At 58.9% G+C, this 19,937-nt stretch carries 17 protein-coding genes; 11 read left to right on the plus strand and 6 right to left on the minus strand.

Annotated elements, in window-relative coordinates:
• The 4 genes from DPM33_RS36670 to DPM33_RS20400 form a co-directional block, all read left to right on the plus strand.
• Window positions 1–296 (plus strand): hypothetical protein (locus tag DPM33_RS36670; protein ID WP_208648361.1); only part of this gene is annotated, 296 nt, incomplete at its 5' end.
• A gap of 198 nt (window positions 297–494) precedes the next feature.
• Entirely contained in the window at window positions 495–2,030 is a 1,536-nt protein-coding gene (locus DPM33_RS20390) for an HAL/PAL/TAL family ammonia-lyase (protein WP_112099245.1), read from the plus strand.
• 71 nt (window positions 2,031–2,101) lie between these two features.
• Window positions 2,102–3,106, plus strand: coding sequence for an ornithine cyclodeaminase family protein (locus tag DPM33_RS20395; protein ID WP_112099246.1), 1,005 nt, complete (start codon window positions 2,102–2,104; stop codon window positions 3,104–3,106).
• Between the two features lie 6 nt (window positions 3,107–3,112).
• Entirely contained in the window at window positions 3,113–3,928 is an 816-nt protein-coding gene (locus DPM33_RS20400; RefSeq protein WP_112099247.1) for a phosphate/phosphite/phosphonate ABC transporter substrate-binding protein, read from the plus strand.
• 178 nt (window positions 3,929–4,106) lie between these two features.
• Here DPM33_RS20400 and betI read toward each other — a convergent pair whose 3' ends face one another.
• A complete protein-coding gene (gene betI, locus DPM33_RS20405; RefSeq protein WP_112099248.1) occupies window positions 4,107–4,697 on the minus strand; it encodes a transcriptional regulator BetI in 591 nt (196 codons plus the stop codon).
• Window positions 4,698–4,773: 76 nt separating this feature from the next.
• Here betI and DPM33_RS20410 point away from each other — a divergent pair, with 76 nt between their 5' ends.
• The 6 genes from DPM33_RS20410 to DPM33_RS20435 all read left to right on the plus strand — a co-directional run bounded on the left by DPM33_RS20410 (window position 4,774) and on the right by DPM33_RS20435 (window position 11,987).
• Window positions 4,774–6,798, plus strand: coding sequence for a CocE/NonD family hydrolase (locus DPM33_RS20410; RefSeq protein WP_112099249.1), 2,025 nt, complete (start codon window positions 4,774–4,776; stop codon window positions 6,796–6,798).
• Between the two features lie 23 nt (window positions 6,799–6,821).
• The gene (locus DPM33_RS20415; protein WP_112099250.1) at window positions 6,822–8,363 is read left to right on the plus strand and encodes an ABC transporter substrate-binding protein; all 1,542 of its coding nucleotides are present in this window, start codon (window positions 6,822–6,824) and stop codon (window positions 8,361–8,363) included.
• A 63-nt stretch (window positions 8,364–8,426) separates the two neighbouring features.
• A complete protein-coding gene (locus DPM33_RS20420; RefSeq protein ID WP_167449155.1) occupies window positions 8,427–9,392 on the plus strand; it encodes an ABC transporter permease in 966 nt (321 codons plus the stop codon).
• Complete coding sequence (locus DPM33_RS20425; protein WP_112099252.1) at window positions 9,389–10,231, plus strand: ABC transporter permease; 843 nt, start codon at window positions 9,389–9,391, stop codon at window positions 10,229–10,231. The genes DPM33_RS20420 and DPM33_RS20425 overlap by 4 nt, the downstream gene beginning before the upstream one ends.
• Window positions 10,231–11,220, plus strand: a complete 990-nt coding sequence (locus DPM33_RS20430) for an ABC transporter ATP-binding protein (protein WP_112099253.1) — start codon at window positions 10,231–10,233, stop codon at window positions 11,218–11,220. Before DPM33_RS20425 ends, DPM33_RS20430 begins: the two co-directional genes overlap by 1 nt.
• Window positions 11,217–11,987, plus strand: a complete 771-nt coding sequence (locus DPM33_RS20435) for an ABC transporter ATP-binding protein (RefSeq protein ID WP_112099254.1) — start codon at window positions 11,217–11,219, stop codon at window positions 11,985–11,987. Before DPM33_RS20430 ends, DPM33_RS20435 begins: the two co-directional genes overlap by 4 nt.
• 285 nt (window positions 11,988–12,272) lie before the next feature.
• On the opposite strand, the gene DPM33_RS20440 is transcribed toward DPM33_RS20435, so the two are convergent.
• The 5 genes from DPM33_RS20440 to DPM33_RS20460 form a co-directional block, all read right to left on the minus strand.
• Entirely contained in the window at window positions 12,273–13,058 is a 786-nt protein-coding gene (locus DPM33_RS20440; RefSeq protein WP_245442281.1) for a DUF427 domain-containing protein, read from the minus strand.
• 110 nt (window positions 13,059–13,168) lie between these two features.
• Window positions 13,169–15,208, minus strand: coding sequence for a dipeptide ABC transporter ATP-binding protein (locus DPM33_RS20445; RefSeq protein ID WP_112099256.1), 2,040 nt, complete (start codon window positions 15,206–15,208; stop codon window positions 13,169–13,171).
• On the minus strand, window positions 15,205–16,092 hold the full coding sequence (locus DPM33_RS20450; RefSeq protein ID WP_245442283.1) for an ABC transporter permease: 888 nt from the start codon (window positions 16,090–16,092) through the stop codon (window positions 15,205–15,207). Before DPM33_RS20450 ends, DPM33_RS20445 begins: the two co-directional genes overlap by 4 nt.
• Window positions 16,085–17,098: an ABC transporter permease gene (locus tag DPM33_RS20455; RefSeq protein ID WP_112099436.1), complete on the minus strand. Its 1,014-nt coding sequence runs from the start codon at window positions 17,096–17,098 to the stop codon at window positions 16,085–16,087. The genes DPM33_RS20450 and DPM33_RS20455 overlap by 8 nt, the downstream gene beginning before the upstream one ends.
• Window positions 17,099–17,153: 55 nt before the next feature.
• Window positions 17,154–18,827, minus strand: a complete 1,674-nt coding sequence (locus DPM33_RS20460; RefSeq protein ID WP_112099257.1) for an ABC transporter substrate-binding protein — start codon at window positions 18,825–18,827, stop codon at window positions 17,154–17,156.
• A gap of 121 nt (window positions 18,828–18,948) precedes the next feature.
• On the opposite strand from DPM33_RS20460, the gene DPM33_RS20465 reads away from it, so the two are divergent.
• Window positions 18,949–19,821 (plus strand): LysR family transcriptional regulator, encoded by an 873-nt coding sequence (locus DPM33_RS20465; RefSeq protein WP_112099258.1) that lies wholly within the window; start codon window positions 18,949–18,951, stop codon window positions 19,819–19,821.
• The last annotated feature ends 116 nt before the right edge of the window (window positions 19,822–19,937 follow it).

Here is a 19,937-nt window from a genome sequence, read left to right on the forward strand (position 1 = left end):
TCATAGGGCCTTTTCAAAGGCTGGAACCTGTGTTTGTCTATACAAATACAAAGACCCCAGAGGAACTCATGTGTATCAGAACCGCCCGCGAAGCAGCAGACCGGCTGCGGGATCGGATGGCCGTTGCCGCGTCCTGTTTTGAAGATGCTGCCATGTTGCCATTCGCTTCCGCAGCATCGAGCCGACGGGTGGCGGGCAGGTTGAAGAACGATACGTCAACCTATCATCGCACCGAACTATCTCGCCAACGACTTGCAAGCGATGGCGCACATCAAGGCGTTCGAACACCTTGTTGAAGCGGTCAGACGGGATGCGACCGAGCGCAAGCTTTTGGACGTCAGGGCTGACCAATCCTGTGTGGGCGTCTTCCGGCCGCACGTGGTCATCCAAGACCATGGTGACCCGCTGTCTTATCCGGGACGGAAGTCCGCTCCTCTGAAAAACGGGCAATGCCTGTGGCCTACTGCGAAATGTGACCTACTGAGAAAAAGAGCATGAGCAACCATCTCGCAACCATCGCGTTGAAGATGCCCGCCGCATCGATCGAGGATATCGTCGCCATAGCTCGCGAGGGCGCACGCATCGAGATTTCTCCCGCGGTTGAACAACGCATTGTTGCTGCACGCGCAGTTGTCGATCGGTATGCGGAGCTCAACTTGCCTGCCTATGGCCTGACAACCGGCCTCGGTGCCGGCGTGGAAACGCGCCTAAAGGCCGATGATCTCGTCGCCTTCCAGATCCGGGTTCCGCAGGCACGCGCGGTGGGCGTAGGGTGTGCTCTCTCTCGCGAAGCGGTCAGAGCCATGATCGCGGTCAGGGTTGCCGGCATGGCCGCAGGCGGAGCTGGGGTTTCGCTGCGCATCTTTAAAGCATTGGTTGCAGCGTTGAATGCCGGATTTCATCCCGTCGTGCCGTCGCTTGGCTCAATCGGTGCCGCCGACCTGGCGCCATTGGCACATATGGGGTGTGCCCTCCTTGGTCACGGCGAGGCAGAACTCGACGGCGAGGTAATGCCGGCACAAGCTGCACTGGAAAGGGCGGGACTCACGCCGCTGGATCTGGGACCGAAAGATGGTCACGCGCTCGTCGGCGCCAACAGCTTATCGGTATCGCAAGCCTGCCTCCTGGTCCATGACATCGAACGACTGTTCGAATGGTCGCTTTTGGCTGTTGCACTGAACTTCGAGGCCTTTCGCGTCAATATTACTGCGTTTGATGATCGGGCGCTCGCCGCACGCCCCGCTTTTGGCCAGCGTGCGGTGGCGGCGCGGTTGCGCGACATCCTTTCAGGCAGCTTGCTTTTTGCAGAAGGGGCTGCGCGCCGATTGCAGGATCCGTTGAGCTATCGCTGCGTACCGCAAGTGTGGGGCGCGCTGTCGCATGCCATCGCGGAAGCCCGGCAGGCTACCCTAATCGAGCTTACCAGTTCGGGTGACAACCCCGTGGTGCTGGCGACGGAAGGCCTGATCCTGTCGCATGCTAACTTTGACCTGACGGCCTTCGTCCTGTCTTGGGAGAGGCTAGGGCAGGCGCTGGCGCATTGCGCCGCCGCGACGGCCTATCGGACGATGAAGATCATGTCGCCAGGTATCTCAGATCTCCCTCGTTTCCTGACCACGACGGGTCAGAATCGCGCTGGGTTTGCAACCGTGCAAAAAACGGTTTCCGCCTTGGAAGCGGAAATCCGCCATCTCGCCCTGCCTGTCTCGTTTACGCCTATTCCGGTGGCCGACGGCCTCGAGGATCAGGCTTCGATGGCCCCGCGTGTTCTTGCTAAGACCGGGGCAATCGTCGAACGGCTGCGATATCTCGTAGCTATCGAGCTCGTGACCTCGGCACAGGCAACAGACCTCAGAGGCGTGGCGGACCAACTCGGCACAGGAACTGGCGACGCCTATCGCATCGTTCGAAGCCTTGTCGAGCCAGTCGGCGAGGATCGTGCGCAAGGACCAGACTTTATGCGCCTTGCGAAAGTGATCGAGAATTCAGCCTCACCGGTATCGGTCAAACCGCGCGACAAACCTCTTTGAACCGGCTTCCTGGTCTCATCCCGGGGAAGCCCGGATAGATCCAATCGAGTTGAAAAATTGGAGGAACAGGAATGCCGGAAATCTGGATCGACTATCTGAACGCGCTTGACGTAAAGGCGCTGAGCCTGACGAACGAGGAGATTCTTGATGCGGTTTCAAAGGCCCTGGATGCCCAGGGTCGCGGCGAGACCGTTATCGAGCCTCGTGTCCATCTTGTCCCGGAAAGTTCTGACAAGGGCCATTTCAATGTGTTGCGTGGCTACGTAAAACCGCTCGACGTTGCTGGTGTGAAGGTGGTTGGCGATTTCGTCGACAACTATAAGGTCGGTCTTCCTTCCGAGCTGGCCGTCCTAAACTTGTTCGATCCGCGCACTGGCGTGCCCAGAGCCGTCATAGATGCGACGGCAATCACCGACATGCGGACTGGCGCGGTAACCGCGATCGGCGCAAAACATCTCGCACGTAAGGACAGCAAGGTACTCGGCCACGTCGGTGCGCGCGGAACTTCCTATTGGAATGTCCGCCTGCTCGATCATCTCTTCGATTTCGACGAAATTCGCGTCCACTCCCGTCGGCCTGAAAGCCGCGAGGGCTTTGCGGCCCGGCTGACGCGAGACCTTGGCAAGAAGATCGTCGTCACAGACAATTGGGAGGACTGCCTGAAGGGCGCTGACATCATGGTTGAGGCCAGCCGTTTGCCGGAGCCCACGCCACTGTTCAAAACCAACTGGGTGAAGACAGGGGTTTTTGTGGTTCCATACGGGACGATGAGTGCGCTGGAATTCGACATCACCGATATCATGGACAAGGTGGTTGTTGACGACTGGGGCCAGTGCCAGCCGGGACGCCCCTTTGGGGCACTCCGCCGCCATGTCGACGAGGGCAAGGTCACCTTGGAGACATTGCACGCCGAAATGGGCCAGATTGTCTGTGGCGCCAAGTCCGGTCGCGAAAGTGACGATGAAACGATTCTCTTCTGGCATCGCGGGCTTAGCAGCACAGACGTCGCCCTCGGCGCCGCCATGGTCGAAAAGGCAAACCGCATGAACATCGGCCAGAAACTCCGTTTTGCCTGAGCTGTCATGAGCGTAGCTAACCTCATCGCCTGTTCGCGAATGTACAATGTCACACCGGCCGCTCGCGCGTGCTGGGACGATCTGTTCTTCTGGCTAAGCGGACAGGCGGGCGTGGAGCTCAAGATCATATCCCATCCCGCGCCTGCGCCCTTGTCCGAACTATGGGCAAGGCCAGACATGGGAGCCGTCTTCATGTGCGGCTATCCCCTTTCCCTCCTGGCGGAGAATGAGCGTCCGACCGTGCTGGCCGCGCCCGTAGCCCATGCTTCATGGGCCGGAGGCCGGCCCTGCTATGCAAGCCATATCGTCGTGTCCAAGGACGGGCCAGTGCGGACGGCTGCGGACCTACCGACGGCGATTTGGGGTTGGACAGTCCGAGACTCCCAATCTGGCTATAATGCGCCGCGCGACTTCCTTTCTGGTTTTTTGCCCGAAAGAGCACCTGCACTGCGCACCGTTGGGCCTCTCCTTAATCCATCAGGCGTCGTTGCGGCGCTTCGCGAGGGGCGCATTGAAGTCGGGGCTATGGACGCCTATGCCTATACGTTGCTGTCAATGCACGAACCGGATGCGGTGGTGGGATTGCGCATCGTGGCGACGACCAGGTCACTGCCGTGTCCGACGCTCGTTTCGTCCAGAACTGCGCCCGCCGATATGGTGTCAACTCTGCGGCAGGCGCTGTTGCGGGCTCATGAAAGCGAAGACGGACGTGCTGCGTTACGTCCGCTCGCGATTGAACGGTTCGACAACCCGGATGTGGCCTCCTACCGCGTGCTCGCGGAGGCGGCGGAGGCGGTCGATCAGAGGCTTGCCGCATGGTGACGGCAGGAGCACGCAGCGACGACTGCACTAGTAGATTAGTCGAGATAGCCGGGGCGAACCTGCTCTGCGCGCGAGACCTAGGAGCATCGTCTTGACTTGGATCCAAAGAACATTCCCCCATGACGGCCGTCGGCTCGATAAGGGGGGCGCCTGGTGCCGCGCTCCGTCTAGGCGCGTACTATGCGTCGATGCCGGGGATCAGCAGGCAGATGTAGCGCCAGCAGATCCGGTGTGCCCGCTCCAAATCCTCGTCCTCATACTCGCCCACGCTCTGCCAAAAGAAGCCGTCGATCAGCGCGGCGATGCCGTCGACGGTGTCGTCGACCTGATCAGTCGGAACCAATTGCTTGACGGCGTAGCGGATGTTGGAGACGAAGCGCGCGCCGGTCAGGTGGTAGAGGTGTTTGATGCGTGGCTCCGTCTGCGCGGCAATCATGAACTGCGCCCAGGTCACGGCGCGGTTGGGCATGCCGAGGTGCTGCTGCGCGAACGAGCCATCGACGATCGCCTTCAGCCGTTGCCCCGGCGTCGGATTGGTCGGCGCCAACCTCATGATGTTCTGGCGAAACAGGTTCGACAGGTTGCGCATGGCCAACGCCATCAGCTCTTCCTTGCTGTCGAAATAATGGTTGACCAGACCGGCCGACATGCCGGCGCGCCGGGCGATGACCGCCATCGTGGCGCCGGACATGCCTTCCTCGCCAACGACGGCAATCGCGGCGTCTATAAGCTCGTCGCGGCGCATCGCCTTGATTGACCGTTTCACCATTGCAATGCCTTCTCGTTCGTATGTTAATTAGCCATTCAATATACCGTATCACCATTCAATCCAAGCCGGAGTTCAAATGCCCAGCGTCGCTATTTCCGGGGTCAGAACCGTCGAAACACACTGGATTCCGCTTGCCGACGGCCGCAAGCTGGCCGCCCGTCTGTTCCTCCCGGAGGACGCCGAGAAAAATCCCGTCCCGTTAATCTTCGAATACATCCCGTATCGGCGCCGTGACGGCACGCGCACCGGCGATGAAGAGATGCATCTTTTCTTTGCCGGCCATGGCTATGCCTGTGCCCGCGTCGACATTTCCGGCACCGGCGATTCAGACGGCCTGCTCGACGACGAATACGTCAAGCGTGAGCAAGACGATGCGCTCGAGATCCTCGACCATCTTTGTTCGCAACCATGGTGTACCGGCGTGGCCGGCATGATCGGCAACAGCTGGGGTGGCTTCAGCGGCCTGCAGGTCGCGGCCCGCCGCCCGCCGCAGTTGAAGGCGATTGTCACCTCCTGCTCGACCGACGACCGCTATGCCTGCGATGCGCATTACAATGGCGGATTGGTGATCAACGACAATTTCGGCTGGGGCGGGGCGCTTTTCGGCTATTCGGCGCTGCCGCCGGATCCCGCCGTCGTTGGCGAGGACCGCTGGCGCGAGATGTGGAAGAATCGGCTCGACGACCACAAGAACCATGCCGCCGAATGGTTGAAGCACCAGCGCCGCGACGCGTTCTGGAAGCAGGGTTCAGTCTGCGAGGATTTTTCCGCGATCGAATGCGCGGTGCTGGCGGTCGGCGGCTATCTCGACGGCTATACGCAGACGATCTTCAGCCTGGTCGAGAATCTCACGTCGCCGGCCAAGGGCCTTTGCGGGCCCTGGGGCCACAAGGAACCGAACTATGGCGTCCCCGGCCCTGCCGTCGGTTACCTGCAGGAATGCATCCGCTGGTACGATCATTGGCTGAAGGGCATCGACAATGGCGCCGACCGCGATCCGGACATGCGCTTCTATTTGATGGACTATGCCACGCCGCACTCGCATATTGACTTCAGACCGGGCCGCTGGCTGGGCTTTCCGCAATGGCCGGCGAAGCAGATCGGCGGCAAGGCCTATTGGCTGAACGGCGACGGCAAGCTCGGCGAGACGCAAGGAGCCGGCGGGGCAGCGCTGACCATCTCATCGCCGCTCACCACCGGCGTGCAGGGGCAGGAATGGTGCCCCTATGGCCAGGGCCGCATCTCGGCTGAGGGCGCGCGCGACCAGCGTGCCGACGATGGCGGCTCGCTGTGCTTCGACAGCGCGGTAATGGCTGCCGACCTGCCGCTTGCCGGTATATCGAAAATCAGGCTGCGCGTCGCCGCCGACAAACCGCAGGCGCAACTCTGCGTCAGGCTGAACGACCTGGCGCCGGATGGCACCTCGGCCTTCATCACGTTTGCGCTACTCAATCTCGCGCACCGCCAGAGCCATGAGTTTCCGACGCCGTTGACGCCGGGTCAGTTCGAGGATGTCGAGCTCGACTTCAAGCCGGTGGCGCAGATCATCCCGGCCGGACACAGGCTGCGGGTGGCGATTTCTTCGTCCTACTGGCCAATGGCCTGGCCGTCGCCGGAGCGCACCATGCTGACCTTCGATCCGAAGGGCTGCCGACTCGATCTCGCAGTCCTGGCCAGCGAGGAAGGCCTGACACCCGTCGCCTTCGAGGATGCGCTGTGGGCTAAGCCCCGCCCATTTACGGTCAATGAGCCGGCGCGCCAGCTGCGCTCGCTGACGACCGACCTGCCGACCGAGCGCACCGAACTGACGGCACTGTCCGAGGACGGTCGTTTTGTCTTCGAGGACATCGGCACCGAGATCACCTCGTGGCGCCGCAAAATCTATGGGATCACCGCCAACGACCCGGCGAGCTGTGTGACGCAAGTGACCTGCCACGAGGAATTGACGCGTCCGGATTGGAACGCGCGGCTCGATTGTCAGATCACCTTCAGCTGCGACCGCGAGAATTTCTATGCCCGCGGCTGGGTCAGGGCTTCCGAACGGGGAACGATCTTCGCTGAACGGACCTACGACGAGGTCATTCCACGCGACTGCATGTAGCCGACAAGAAGGGGAAACAGAAAATGCGCATGAAACTCGACCGCAGAACATTCCTGGCCGGCTCGTCGGCATTGGCGATCCTGCCCTATGTCAGCTTTGCCCGGGCGGCTGACAGAACTAACCCGATCATCGCGCTCGATACCGACATCGGCAATCTCGACCCGGGCAATCGCGTCGGCACTACCGAGAGCAACATCATCCGGTCGGTATGCCAGACGCTGGTGCGCTTCGAGCCGGGCAAGACCAGTTGGACCAATGACGCGGCAAAGGAGATCAAGCAGATCTCCGACACCGAATTCGACTTCGAGCTCAACCGCGGCCAGATGTTCACCGGCGGCTTCGGCGAGATGACGGCGGATGACGTCAAATACTCGTTCGACCGTTTCATCGACGGCGACAAGAACGGCAAGAAGCTCACCTACGCCGACGACATGGAAGCGCTAAAGGCGGTCGAGGTGACCGGCAAATACACCGGCAAGCTGATCCTGAAACACCCTTCGGCTGCCCTTTGGCTTATCGGCCTCTGCGACGCTTCGGGCGCGATCCTGTCGAAGAAGGCCGTCGAACAGCTTGGCGACAAGATCGCCACGACGCTGATCGGCTCCGGCCCGATGACGCTCAAGGAATGGCGCCCGAAGGAGCAGTTCGTGCTTGCCGCCAACCCGGATTACAAGGGTCCCTACAAGCCGCATTTCGAGGAGCTCACCGGCAAGATCATCCCCGAGCACAAGACCGCTTTTCTGTCCTATCAGGCCAAGGAACTCGACTTCACCGCTTTCGACGCCGACCAGCTCAACACCGCCAAGCGCCTACCGGACACCAAGGTGATCGACATTCCCGGCATCGACTACACTTGGATTGGCATCAATGTTGAGAAGGGCGATCTCGCCGACCTTAAGGTGCGCCAGGCGATCCGCTGGGCGATCGATGTCGATGCGATCATTCAGGGCGCCTATTCCGGCGCCACCTCGCGCGCCAAGACGCTGCTGGCGCCCGGGCTGCTCGGCAACTGGGCCGATGCGCCCCTTTACACCAGAGATGTCGCCAAGGCACAGGCGCTGGTCGCCGAGACCGGCAAGACCGGACTAACCTTCACCTTCACCTGCCTCAACGACGCGACGTCGCTGGCGGTTGCCCAGATCGCCCAGGCCAACCTCGCCGAGATCGGCATCACGCTCACCATCAACGCGATGGATTCAGGCGCCTACTGGGCGCTCGGCGCCGACGACGCCAGTAAGGATCTCGAACTGACGCTCATTCCTTACACGTCCAAGTTCGACCCGAGCTTCCAGACGCAGTGGTTCCTCGCCAGCCAGATCGGCCTGTGGAACTGGCAGCGCTGGAACAGTCCCGAGTTCGACAAGCTGCACCAGGAGGGGCTGGAGACGCTGGACACGGCCAAGCGCGAGGAGATCTATATCAACATGCAGAAGCTGCTCGATGAATCGGCTTCCTGCATCTGGATCACGCACGGCCGCAACTTCTTCGTCGACGCGGCCTGGCTGAAGCCGATGTTCCTGCCCAACGGCAAGGACTGGCAATTCGAATTCTTCGACAAGGCGTAAGGTCAGAGCCGTGACCTGGGAGGGGTGGTTGACCAGATGTGGCGGACTAGATCCGGAGCGTTCATGACCAGATCGCAACGGACCGCCGCCTTCATCGCGAGCCGTCTGGCGTCGGTGATGCTGACCATCGCCGGGGCCACGCTGCTTCTGTTCCTGATGGTGCGGCTGGTGCCGGGCGACTTCACCTCGGTGATGCTCGGCCCGAGAGCGACGCCGGTGCTGCGTGCCCAGATAACCCATGACATGGGCCTCGACCGCAGCATGGTCGAGCAGCTCTGGCTGTTCGCCAGCCGCGCCGCGACTGGCAATTTCGGCGAGGATGTCGTCTCGCACCGGCCGATCCTCGACATCGTGCTCGATGTCGTTCCCAACACGCTGGCGCTGGCCTTCAGCGCGCTGGCGCTGGCGATGGTAGTCGGCATTCCGATCGGCGTAATCGCGGCGCTGAAACCAGGCTCTTGGCTCGACAGCGGCCTGGCGCTGCTATCGATCTCCTTCATCACCACGCCAACGCTGGTGGTCTCGGTCATCCTGTTCCTGATCTTCGCCATCGGCCTGCACTGGCTGCCGGTGGCCGGAGCCGGCAACCCCGGCGACATCGCAGACAGGCTGCAACATCTGGTCCTGCCCTCGGTGGCGCTTGCGCTAGGCTGGGTTGGCTACATCTCGCGGTTAGTGCGCGCCGCACTGCTCGACACACTGGCCGAACTGCATGTGCGCACGCTGCGCGCCTATGGCGTGTCGGAATACCGCATCGTCGGGCTGTACGCACTGAAACTCGCGCTGGTGCCTGTGGTGTCGATCCTCGGCATCGGGCTCGGCGATCTGATCGGCAGTTCGGTCGTCGTCGAGATCATCTTCGCCCGACCGGGCATCGGCAGCCTAATCTTCAACTCGATTGCGCAACGCAACTACCCCGTCGTGCAGGCCTGCATCGTGTTCATCGTCGCCTTCTACATCGTCGCCAATCTCGTGGTCGACATGATCAACGCGGGGCTCGATCCTCGAATCGCGGCGGGGCGGGGATGAGCGGTATTTTCGCGACACTCAAACGCATCTGCTCGGAGCGCGACGGCCGGCTCGGCCTGGCCTTCACCTGTCTCATCCTGATGTTCGCGCTTGTCGGGCCGCTGGTCAGCCCTGATCCTAACGCCATCGACATCAAGGCCCGTTTCGCGGCACCGGGGCTGGCGCATCTGTTGGGTACAGACAATCTCGGTCGCGATCTGTTGGCGCGCACCTCGGTCGGCACACGCTATGCGCTGACGCTTGCGGTGATTATCGTCGTCATCTCCTCGATCATTGGTTCACTGATCGGCATCATCGCCGGCATCGTCGGCAGTTGGATCGACCGGGCGGTGGCGGCGGTGTTCGATATCGTCAACGCCTTCCCGCCGCTGATCCTCGCCTTCGCGTTGATAGCGCTTTACGGCAACGGCTCGGCTACCTTCGTACTGCTGGTCACCGTCGTGTTCATTCCGCAGTTCGGCCGCATGGCGCGGGCCCGCGCGAAGACGCTGCGCAATCTCTCTTTCATCGAGGCCGAGCGGATGCTCGCCGTCCATCCCATCACCATTGTGGTCAGGCACTATCTGCCCAATGTCGCCGGGCCGATCATCGTGCTGGCCAGTATGAACCTGCCCGTTGTGATCGCCTTCGAGGCCTCGCTGTCCTTCCTCGGCTTTGGCGTGCAGCCGCCGAAATCCTCATTGGGCACGCTGATCAAGGACGGCTTCATCTCGATCAACCAGTCCTGGTGGCCGACGGTCGCCGCAGCCCTGGTGCTGGCCATCGCCACGCTCGGCGCGACCTTGCTCGGCGAAGCGCTGCGGCGGGTCATCGATCCCAAGTCGACAAGGGCACGCTGATGGCGATTTCGCTGCGCAATCTCTCAGTAAACTACAGCCTGCAGCAGGGCACCGCGCATGCGCTGCGTGGCGTGTCACTGGACATTGAGAAGGGTCAGATGCACGGGCTGGTGGGCGAATCCGGCAGCGGCAAATCCACCGTCGCGTTCGCCTTGATGGGCCTGCTCGCCAACAACGCCAACGTCACGTCGGGCACGGCGACAATCGAGGGGAAAAGTTTCGACCTGACCAAGCGCAACGCGACGGCTGACCTACGCGGCCGCGGCATGGCGATGATCTTTCAGGATCCGATGCTGTCGCTCAATCCAGTGTTCACCATCGGCACGCAGCTTTGCGAAGTGCTGCGCCGGCGCACGCCCGGCAGCGACCGCAAGACGCAGGGTGCGATGGCCGAAGATGCGTTGGCCAAGGTCCGGCTCAGCAACCCCGGGCGGCGCATGAACCAGTATCCGCATGAACTCTCAGGGGGTATGCGCCAGCGCGTGGTGATCGCCATGGCGCTCTTGTCTGAACCGGCGTTGCTGATCGCCGATGAGCCGACCACAGCGCTCGATGTCACCGTCGAGGCGCAGATCATGCGCGAGATCATCGGTTTGCGCGACCGCATCGGCTGCGCGGTGCTGTTGATCACCCACAGCCTCGGCCTGGTTACCGAATATTGCGACGCAATCTCCGTGCTCTATGCCGGCGAGAAACTGGAAAGCGGCACGGTGAGGCAAGTGCAGCGCCAGCCGGGCCATCCCTATACGCGCATGCTGTTCGACTGCGAGGTGCCGATCGACCGCGAGCGCCATGCCGATGCCTCGCAAAACCGCTTCACGGTGATTGCAGGCGATCTGCCCGACCCCCGCCGGCGGCCGCCCGGCTGTATCTTCAACGCACGCTGTGATGTCTCGTTCGAGGATTGCGCTGTCGTCAGTCCGGGCGATTATCCCGTTCGCAATGACGACTCGCACAGCGCCCGTTGCCTGCGGTTGGCGACGCCATGACCGACGCGATCTCGATCAGCAATGCTGAGCTGCGCTTCGGCGAGACCGCGGCACTCGACGGCGTGTCGCTCACCATTCCGCAAGGTACATGCTTCGGCATTGTCGGCGAATCCGGCTCCGGCAAGACGACGCTGATGCGCGCCGTGCTCGGCCTGCAAAAACTCGACCAGGGCGAGATCTGCGTCCTCGGCAATCCGCTGGTGCCAGGCCGCGCGGCGCTGAAGCAGCGCGCCAGCTTCATCCAGCCAATCTTCCAGGATCCGGCCGCCTCGCTGTCGCCGCGCAGCCGCATCAGCACGATGATGAACGAGGTCGGCACGGTGCTGAGGGAGCCGCATGCCGCACTGTTTGAGCGGCTTGGTGTCATCCTGAACCGACTTGGCCTGCCACAGAGCGTCATAGAAAAATACCCGCACGAGATCAGCGGCGGACAGGCCCGCCGCGTGGCCATCGCCCGGGCGCTGCTGATGAAGCCGTCGATCCTGATTGCCGACGAACCCACCGCTGGTCTCGACGTTTCCGTGCAGGGCGATCTGCTCAACCTGTTGCAGGACATCAGGCAGTCCGACAACATCACGCTGGTTATCATCAGCCACAATCTGGCGATCGTGCGCCTGATCGCCGAAAACGCTGTCGTCATGCGATCTGGCAAAGTCGTCGAAGGAGGCGAGGTCGGTTCGCTGTTCAAGTCGCCTCGGGAAGCCTACACGTGTGAATTGCTGGCTGCGTGGCCGAGCGTGACTCGGGCCCCCGCCCTAAACCGTTAATCCTGTTAAACCCCGATAAAATCGACAAGATGTGATATTTGATATTCTGCCACTCCTCAGCGGTGCCCGCTAAGGAGTGGTTGCGCAATGTCCCGATCGACGAAATCGCCTCAACGCGGTCGCGGTCTTCCTCGACGCTACAGATCAAAGGCCGCAAAGCACTATATCTTCAGCGACACTTAGGGGCACATGGTCGGGCTTACGGTGCATACGGCCGACAAACAGGACAGGGATGGGGCAGTCGGCGTCATCGCTTCCATTTGCCAATAACATAACACACCGACGCTATACTGTGACAGTTGCCGACAATGGATGGGGATCCCCCCGATCAGAGCCAAGAGAGAATGATGTGACTGGCCGCATTTGCTCTCTGCCGTCAACCAGTATTCTGTCCACGAACTCATTGGCGAAGGAAACCATGCCCTTAATTCGGGAACTTTCATGGACCGGGTCCGGATAATACCATACCATGTCGGGGTAATATTTGTTATCTATTGTAACATTATAGTAACGCGCAATTCCCTTGTAAGGACATCTGGTGACTGTTTCGCTAGGAGCAATTATTCCTGGAATCAAATCTGTAATGGTAAAGTAATAGCGTGTCGGTAGTCCCGTTTCGAAAAGCATATTGGCTCGCCGTGAGTCGGCAACCAGCTTTCCGCCGAGAAATACCTGAACATGCCTACTTGACGGAAGGACATCTACGCGACGAAATGGATCACGAGGATGAACGAATATTTCCTCGTCCTCCTCATACCAACGGTCTGCTTTTTTCCAATCAAAACTCGCGTAGCTCAGCAATGAAGGGCAACCGTTGATTTGGCCGTCGTAGCGCCACATCAAATCCTCAATAGTTTTCCCATCGTGATCAAGCATAGAGTAATAGGTTGCAGTGCCTTTGAACATGTCAGTAGTTGTACGGCCGCTTACACGCATCATATCCGACCGTATGTCTTCGATTGGGAAGTAATACACAGGTATGTGGTCCGATTCATTTAAGATAATCCCCCGAACGGTATCCGCGATCACTACGCCGCCGGCTACGACCCTAAGGCGCTTCGGTACCGACATCGGGAACAACACATATCCGGGTTCGAAGTCAAACTGAGTGACATGGTCCAGTGGTGGGAGATGGGGTCCGCGGCCCCGCAAGTGCTCATGACGCATAAAGGTGTCCGCCCTTACATTGTTTCGGATACGAGGATCGGCTGCATCGCAAGTTCAGAAAGCTCGTGATGGCAAGTAACGGAATGGCTTTCTGACCCCTCCCGCCGCGGAGGTGTCTCACGGTCACAAAGGCCATCGATACGAACGTGACATTGTTCGAAAAAGCGACAGCTGGCATGCTGCCCCACCTTCCCCTCGCTTTTGGGTCCGCCCGATGCGGCTCTGCCGGATGCCGCAGAAATCAGACGGGCGGTGTAAGGGTGGAACGGCGGCGAAAACACCTCATCGACGGTGCCCATTTCCATCAGTTGGCCGCCATACAGAACCGCAACACGATCGGACAAATGTCGGACCAGGGCGACGTCGTGGCTTATGAAAAGAAAAGTCGTCCCGGCATGTGCCTGCATGTCCAACAGTAAATTGACGATCGCTGCTTGGATGGACACGTCCAGAGCCGAAACAGGTTCGTCGGCGATGATGACCTCAGGATGCCCTGCAAATGCTCTCGCTATGCCCACGCGTTGCCGTTGGCCACCGGAAAGTTCGTGGGGATATTTATGTCGGAACTCTGGAGGCAACGCCACGGCAGCCAACAGTGAATCCACGTGCCTTTTTATGTCGGCGGCACTCTGCTTTCCGTTCACACAACGAACCGCGCGACCAATGATCGCACCAATTGTATGTGCCGGATTGAGAGTGCTGTCTGGATTCTGGAATATCATCTGGATCTTATGCAGCAGATGAAGTGGCCGGCGGCGTGCCCGTACCTGCGCTACGTCCTGTCCGAAGGTGATCATCCTTCCGGACGTCGCTTCTTCAAGACCGATGGCAATTTTTGCCAGCGTTGATTTTCCGGATCCAGATTCACCAACGATCGAGAGGATCTCGCCTCCCTTAACAGAAAGTGAAATCTTGTCATTCGCGTTCCTAGCTTCAGGCCCTGGCGATTTACCTCCAAATCTAAGCGCGTGTCGCGGGGCATAGCTCTTTACGAGAGCTTCGACTTCGATCACCGATGAGCCGGACTTCGGACGGTGAGCGACGGAAACCGGTACCAAAGTCTGCGGAACGATTTCGTCCCGGCGTACACATCTAACTCGGGTAGGCCCAGCCACCGCCTCGAGGATTGGCCCAGGCAGCTGGTCGCACCTTCCTGGCTCGAAATACTGACAACGGGGCCCAAAACTGCACCCTGCCGGCTCTTGACCCGGAAGCGGAACGTTCCCGGGAATTGTTGCCAAGCGTCTATTTTTTCCAGCAGCAGCTGAGTATGGACGACAGCCTAGCAAACCCGCCGTGTATGGGTGCCGAGGCTGTTGAAACAGCTGTCTCGTCGGAGCTTCCTCGACAATACGGCCGGAGTACATGACGCCGACTCTCTCGCAGATGCGACCTACTAAAGTCAGGTTGTGCGAAATGTAGAGAATTGCCGTCCCCAATTTGCGCCCGAGGTTCGCAATGAGCTCAACCACCTCTGCCTCGACGGTGGCATCAAGACCTGTCGTAGGCTCGTCAAGCACAAGAAGCTTAGGCTCAGCAAGCAGCGCCATTGCAATCACCACCCGCTGAGCCTGGCCACCGGACAACTCGTGCGGGTAACGATCAAACATGGCGGCTGGATCTGGCAATTGCACCGCTTTTAGCATGCTAATCGACGCATCATTTGCGTCTGCTTTGCTGCAATCTCTCTTGGCCAACCTGGCCTCACGTAACTGGCGTCCGATGGTGAGAACCGGATTCAGCGCGCTAACTGGCTCCTGATACACCATAGCCACGTCTCCACCGCGCAGCTTGCGTAGGCCGGCATGGTCGAGTTTCCTCACATCAGTGCCATTAAGCGTAATAGAGCCGTCGGTTATGACCCCATGTTCCGACAGATACCCCAGGAGCGCATATGCGACAGTAGACTTACCGCAGCCGGATTCACCCACCAGCCCATAGGTCTCACTGGGCGCAAGTCTAAGCGAGAAATCTTTGACCACAGGCAGTAGCAAGCCGTCCTTGCGATAGGAAATCTCCAGTTTCTCGACAGTTAGCAGAGAAGTATCGTTCATCTGGTGCGACCTCCGCGCAAACTATCGGCCACCAAATTGCAGGAAATAACGACGCTTGAAATCGCAAGACAGGGGAACACAGTCATGTGCCAATAGATCGAAAGCAAATGCCCATTCTCAACGACCATCCCGCCCCAATCAGCAGTAGGTGGCGGTAGCCCCAAACCGAGGAACCCAAGTGTGCCCGTAAGGATTACCGTGTACCCAGCTCGCAGACATAGATCGACGGTAAGTGGCCCACGTGCATTCGGCAGGATCTCGACTGCCATTATGTATAAACTCGTTTCCCCTCGGACCTGAGCGGCAGCAACATAATCCTGCTCTCGAAGGGAAAGAGTGATAGCCCGCGCCAGCCGACTGACCCCCGGCGCATACGCCAATGTAACCGCAATAACAATATTGCACAAAGAGGGTCCAAAAGATGTTATTAAAATGATATATAATATTAAAGCGGGAAATGAAAGCATTATGTCGGAAGCTCTACTGACTAGGGTATCGATCCATCCTCCAAAGTAGCCAGCAGGCATCCCTAACGCGATGCCAACAATAAATGCCGCGAAGACAGATAGAGGGACTACCGTGTAGGTGGTTCTCGCGCCCCAAATAATTCGTGATAGGATATCGCGACCGGTGGAGTCAGTGCCCAGCCAATGCGACGACGAAGGCATCGGATCAGCCGCCGCCAAGAAATCGATTGCAGTCGGATCATAGGGCGCAACGACCGGCGCGAGTATCGCAACGATACCCCATGCAAGCAGCACTGCAATGCCGGCAGTCGCTGATGGATTGCGTTTGATTGCAGCCCAGATACCAAAGAAGTTTTGACGTAGCTCAACCATCGTCGCGTCGGCAGCACCAAGAGAAGCACTCATAATGCTACGCAACCTTAATTTTGGGATCGAGGGCCATGTAGCAAAGGTCTCCGATCAATTGGGTTCCAACCGCGACCGAAAGCGCCAAAAGGCTCAAGGCTTGTACCAAGTAGATGTCACCGTAAAGACCCGCTTGCAGAAGGAGAGAACCCACGCCGGGGTAAGCAAAGATTGCTTCAACGACAACGACTCCTGTAAGAAGCCAATTGATCTGCAAGAGGATGACCGTGATGGGCGGGATCATCGCGTTTCGTAGAACGTGATGGATCGTTATCTGCCAGCGTGGCAGCCCCTTCAGCAGTGCGGTTCGCACATAGGGACGGCGAAGCGTGTCGACGACCGAAGCACGAACTATTCGCGAAACATAGCTCGCCGATGCGATTACTAAAACGGTCACAGGAAGGAAGAGCTGGGTCCCGATGGACCATTTGCTCCCAAGATTCATTGGGCTGGTCCCCGGCAGAATTCCAAGCCACGCAACCCCGACCAGCAGAAGACCGACCGAAACGACGAACTCCGGCAATGACGTCAAAACCACGGCTGTCATCGAAATAAGTCGGTCAATCAGCCTACCTTCATTCATACCAGCGACAACGCCCATCGTGATCGACAGCGGAACAATGAAAACAACAGCCCAGAAAGCAAGCAGGAGTGTGTAGCCAAGGCGGTCACTCAGGACGTCGATCACCGGCTCTTTTAGCATCAGCGAATAGCCTAGATTTCCGAAGTAGCGGTTACCGCGTGGATCTACCAATCCCAATCCTGTCGAAGAGTCACCGAGTGGATTCTCGACAATTCCAAGCAACGTTCCAATCCACCGAATGTAACGGATTGGTAATGGATCGTTGAGCTTCAGCCTTTGGCGCAGCATCTCGACCTGAGTGTCAACGGCGTAGGGTCCCAGAATTTTGGAGGCAACATCACCTGGTGAGAACTCCGTCACGGCAAATAGAAGGAAAGAAGCAGCTGTGATTGTCAACACGAAGTGCAGTAGTCGCCGAGCTAGAAAGCGAACCAAGCTCGCCTCCCGCGGAGAAGGGGATGGCATGATCGCAGCACAGACATTTTCTTCCCTATGCCGCCTGAATCGCGAGTTCGTTGGCAGAGAGCATGTACGTGGGATGCATCGCGAACCCCAGCACCTTCTTGTCGTAGAAAGTAATGAGATTTCTCCAGTATGTCTGCACAATCGGGCCTTCCCTCTGCATGAGCGCCTCGATGTCTGCCATGACAACGCTACGCGCCTTGGGGTCCGGGATACTTTCCGCCTTGTCGAGAAGCGCATCGAACTCGGCGTTTGCGAATGCGCTCTCATTCCAAGCAGCGTTTGACCGATATGCGAGTGAAAGATTCATCACACCGAGCGGACGATGTGCCCAAACCGTCATGCCCAGCGGAGCGGTGGTCCAGACGTCCCAGTATTGCAGGTTGGGCACCACCTTGATCGCGGCGCGAATACCTGCCTCTTTCCACATTTCAGTAAGTGCAGTCGCGTTTCTGAGATGGTGGGGCGGATTTTGGGGGATAATCAGCTCGACATCGACGCCATTTGGATAGCCAGCCTCCGCAAGGAGCGCCTTGGCTCGCTCTAGATCTCGCTCAAACGGCGGCAGCTTCGCGTACTCGGGATGGATCGGCGAGACGTGCGTGTGCTCCGCAGGCACGGCAAACTGACCAAATGTGACGTCCTCAGCCTTGGTAACGTCGACAGCAAGTCGAAACGCCAGACGTACCCGTGAATCATCGAACGGTTTGTGCTTGAGGTTCATACGGACCACTGAAGTATCGGCCGTTGTTACTTCGTAGTACGTCAGGTTTTCTTGCTTTCTCAGAACCGGGAAAAACTCTGGAAGAACTTGGAAGGCCCCGTCCACCTGACCTGACATCAAGGCGTTGACGTTCGCCTGTTCGCTGCCTCCCAAATCGACAAACTCAAGCTTGTCCAGGTAGGGCCCTTCACCCCAGTAGTCGCTGACGGCCTCAAGCACCGCATTCCGCGAGACATTGATTTCCTTCAATGTGAAAGCACCAGTCCCCACAGATCCCGGTCCGAAAACGCCATTCTCCTCTGGGTAAAGCATCACAGCCGGGAAATGAGCCAAGTGCTCCGGTACTGCCAGCTGGGGGGCCTGCAAATTCAACCTTATTGTCTTGTCGTCGACTTTTTCGATGGCAGTCTCCGTCCAGACCTGGTGCTTGATGATCTTATTGCCTTTTTCATCTGTCTTACCCGTATCGATGGGTTTCAGCATGTACGCCTCCATCAGTCCGAGCATCGAGGATCCGACTTCATCGCTGAGCAGACGCTTTAGATTCCAGATGACGTCGTCAGCGACGAAGGGTCGGCCACTATGCCACTTCACGCCATCGCGGATGTGAAGCGTCCAGGTCTTGAGATCGGCTGAAGGTTCCCAAGAGGACAGCAGATGAGGGCGCGTCACATTGTCGGTACCAGTCTTGGCCAGATACTCTACTACCTGCGAATAGACGAGCGGGTGAGCAGTTGTCGCGGCGATCGCCGGGGACTTGACGTCATAAACCGTCGTGCTGATGCGCAATGTCCCGCCCTTAGGTTTCGCTTCTGCAGCATTCGCAGTGGCAGCCTCACCGCCAGCGAAAGCGTAAGCCGCGGCCGCCGACATACCGAGAAGGGTAGCAGTTCGCAAAAAGGCACGACGACTTATCTGCCCGTTCGCAAGGTCAGTTTTCAGTGTAACGAGATGTGCGTGATCGCGAGCTTTCGGCATGTTTGGCCTCCCTTGCCTTTTTGGAAAAAGCGATAGTAAGACAGCTTCCGAGCGCTCAAGCTCCATTGCAAGCGAATGTTTTGCATGCGTCGCATCGAAATTATCGATACGGAAGGACTAAATGAAGGTTGAACAGTTGAGAAGCTTTCTGGAGATCGTGGCGACGGGTAGCTTCAGCACTGCGGCGAATCGTTTAAATGTAACCCAGTCCACAATCAGTGCCAGAATTCGCGCTCTTGAAGATCATCTCGGACAAACGTTGCTTGTGCGGGGAGCGGACGGCGTGGTGATGACGGATGCGGGAAAGCATTTGGAGCCGCACGCCAGATCGATCGTACATTCCTGGCAAGAGGCTAAACGTGAGATAGCGCTCCCCCCCGGTTACAAAACAATATTGCGTCTTGGGGGGCCGAGCAGCCTCTGGTACACGCTGATGCGCCCGTGGGTTTCCTATATGCGTGAGCACGCGTCCGACGTCGCGATCCGCCTGGAAGGAAGCTATTCGAGCAACCTTGCCGAGCGTCTGATCACAGGTACACTCGACCTGGGACTCGTTTTCGTGCCGCCGCGTCAGCCCGGCCTGGCGCTCGAGGAACTTACGCAGGAACGGCTGGTTCTGGTCTGCGACCGCGACCATGCCGACAACTGGGAAGAGCACTACGTCTATGTTGAGTGGGACGAGCAGTTTCAAGCGGGGCACCAGGCAGCGTTTCCTGGACTGTCGGCACCTGCGATCACGGTCAATCCAGCCTATCTCGGCCTGCAATTCGTCCTTGACCGGCGCGCCTCGGCTTATTTGCCCCATAGCATCGCCCTGACTTGGGTTGAGGCTGGAAAGCTTAAGGTTATTGCCGGAGCGCCTGAGTTCCTTCGCCCCGTTTATCTGATCTACCGCGAGAAACCCATAAGCGGCTCACTGCTAAATCAGGCAATCGCAGGTCTGCGCGGGATTGCAACTAGCCACCGTCGAATACCGGATACGGAATTAGATTGAGGAGCGCTTCGCGAAACCACGCGGTAAACCTGACTTGGAGCGGCTCAGAATAGATGACGCGACGACGGCAGCCTTTCGGCCTTGCTAGACGTTAGCACGTCCCCCGAAAATCGGAC

The sequence above is a fragment of the Mesorhizobium hawassense genome, from assembly GCF_003289945.1.
Classification (GTDB): Bacteria; Pseudomonadota; Alphaproteobacteria; order Rhizobiales; family Rhizobiaceae; genus Mesorhizobium; species Mesorhizobium hawassense.

Coding starts and splice junctions, on each gene's coding strand:
- DPM33_RS20395 (WP_112099246.1), top strand. CDS start 2,102: ATGCCGGAAATCTGGATCGACTATCTGAACGCGCTTGACGTAAAGGCG.
- DPM33_RS20430 (WP_112099253.1), top strand. CDS start 10,231: ATGGCGATTTCGCTGCGCAATCTCTCAGTAAACTACAGCCTGCAGCAG.
- betI (WP_112099248.1), bottom strand. CDS start 4,697: ATGGTGAAACGGTCAATCAAGGCGATGCGCCGCGACGAGCTTATAGAC.
- DPM33_RS20420 (WP_167449155.1), top strand. CDS start 8,427: ATGACCAGATCGCAACGGACCGCCGCCTTCATCGCGAGCCGTCTGGCG.
- DPM33_RS20410 (WP_112099249.1), top strand. CDS start 4,774: ATGCCCAGCGTCGCTATTTCCGGGGTCAGAACCGTCGAAACACACTGG.
- DPM33_RS20435 (WP_112099254.1), top strand. CDS start 11,217: ATGACCGACGCGATCTCGATCAGCAATGCTGAGCTGCGCTTCGGCGAG.
- DPM33_RS20390 (WP_112099245.1), top strand. CDS start 495: ATGAGCAACCATCTCGCAACCATCGCGTTGAAGATGCCCGCCGCATCG.
- DPM33_RS20460 (WP_112099257.1), bottom strand. CDS start 18,827: ATGCCGAAAGCTCGCGATCACGCACATCTCGTTACACTGAAAACTGAC.
- DPM33_RS20400 (WP_112099247.1), top strand. CDS start 3,113: ATGAGCGTAGCTAACCTCATCGCCTGTTCGCGAATGTACAATGTCACA.
- DPM33_RS20465 (WP_112099258.1), top strand. CDS start 18,949: ATGAAGGTTGAACAGTTGAGAAGCTTTCTGGAGATCGTGGCGACGGGT.
- DPM33_RS20445 (WP_112099256.1), bottom strand. CDS start 15,208: ATGAACGATACTTCTCTGCTAACTGTCGAGAAACTGGAGATTTCCTAT.
- DPM33_RS20415 (WP_112099250.1), top strand. CDS start 6,822: ATGCGCATGAAACTCGACCGCAGAACATTCCTGGCCGGCTCGTCGGCA.
- DPM33_RS20440 (WP_245442281.1), bottom strand. CDS start 13,058: ATGTCGGTACCGAAGCGCCTTAGGGTCGTAGCCGGCGGCGTAGTGATC.
- DPM33_RS20425 (WP_112099252.1), top strand. CDS start 9,389: ATGAGCGGTATTTTCGCGACACTCAAACGCATCTGCTCGGAGCGCGAC.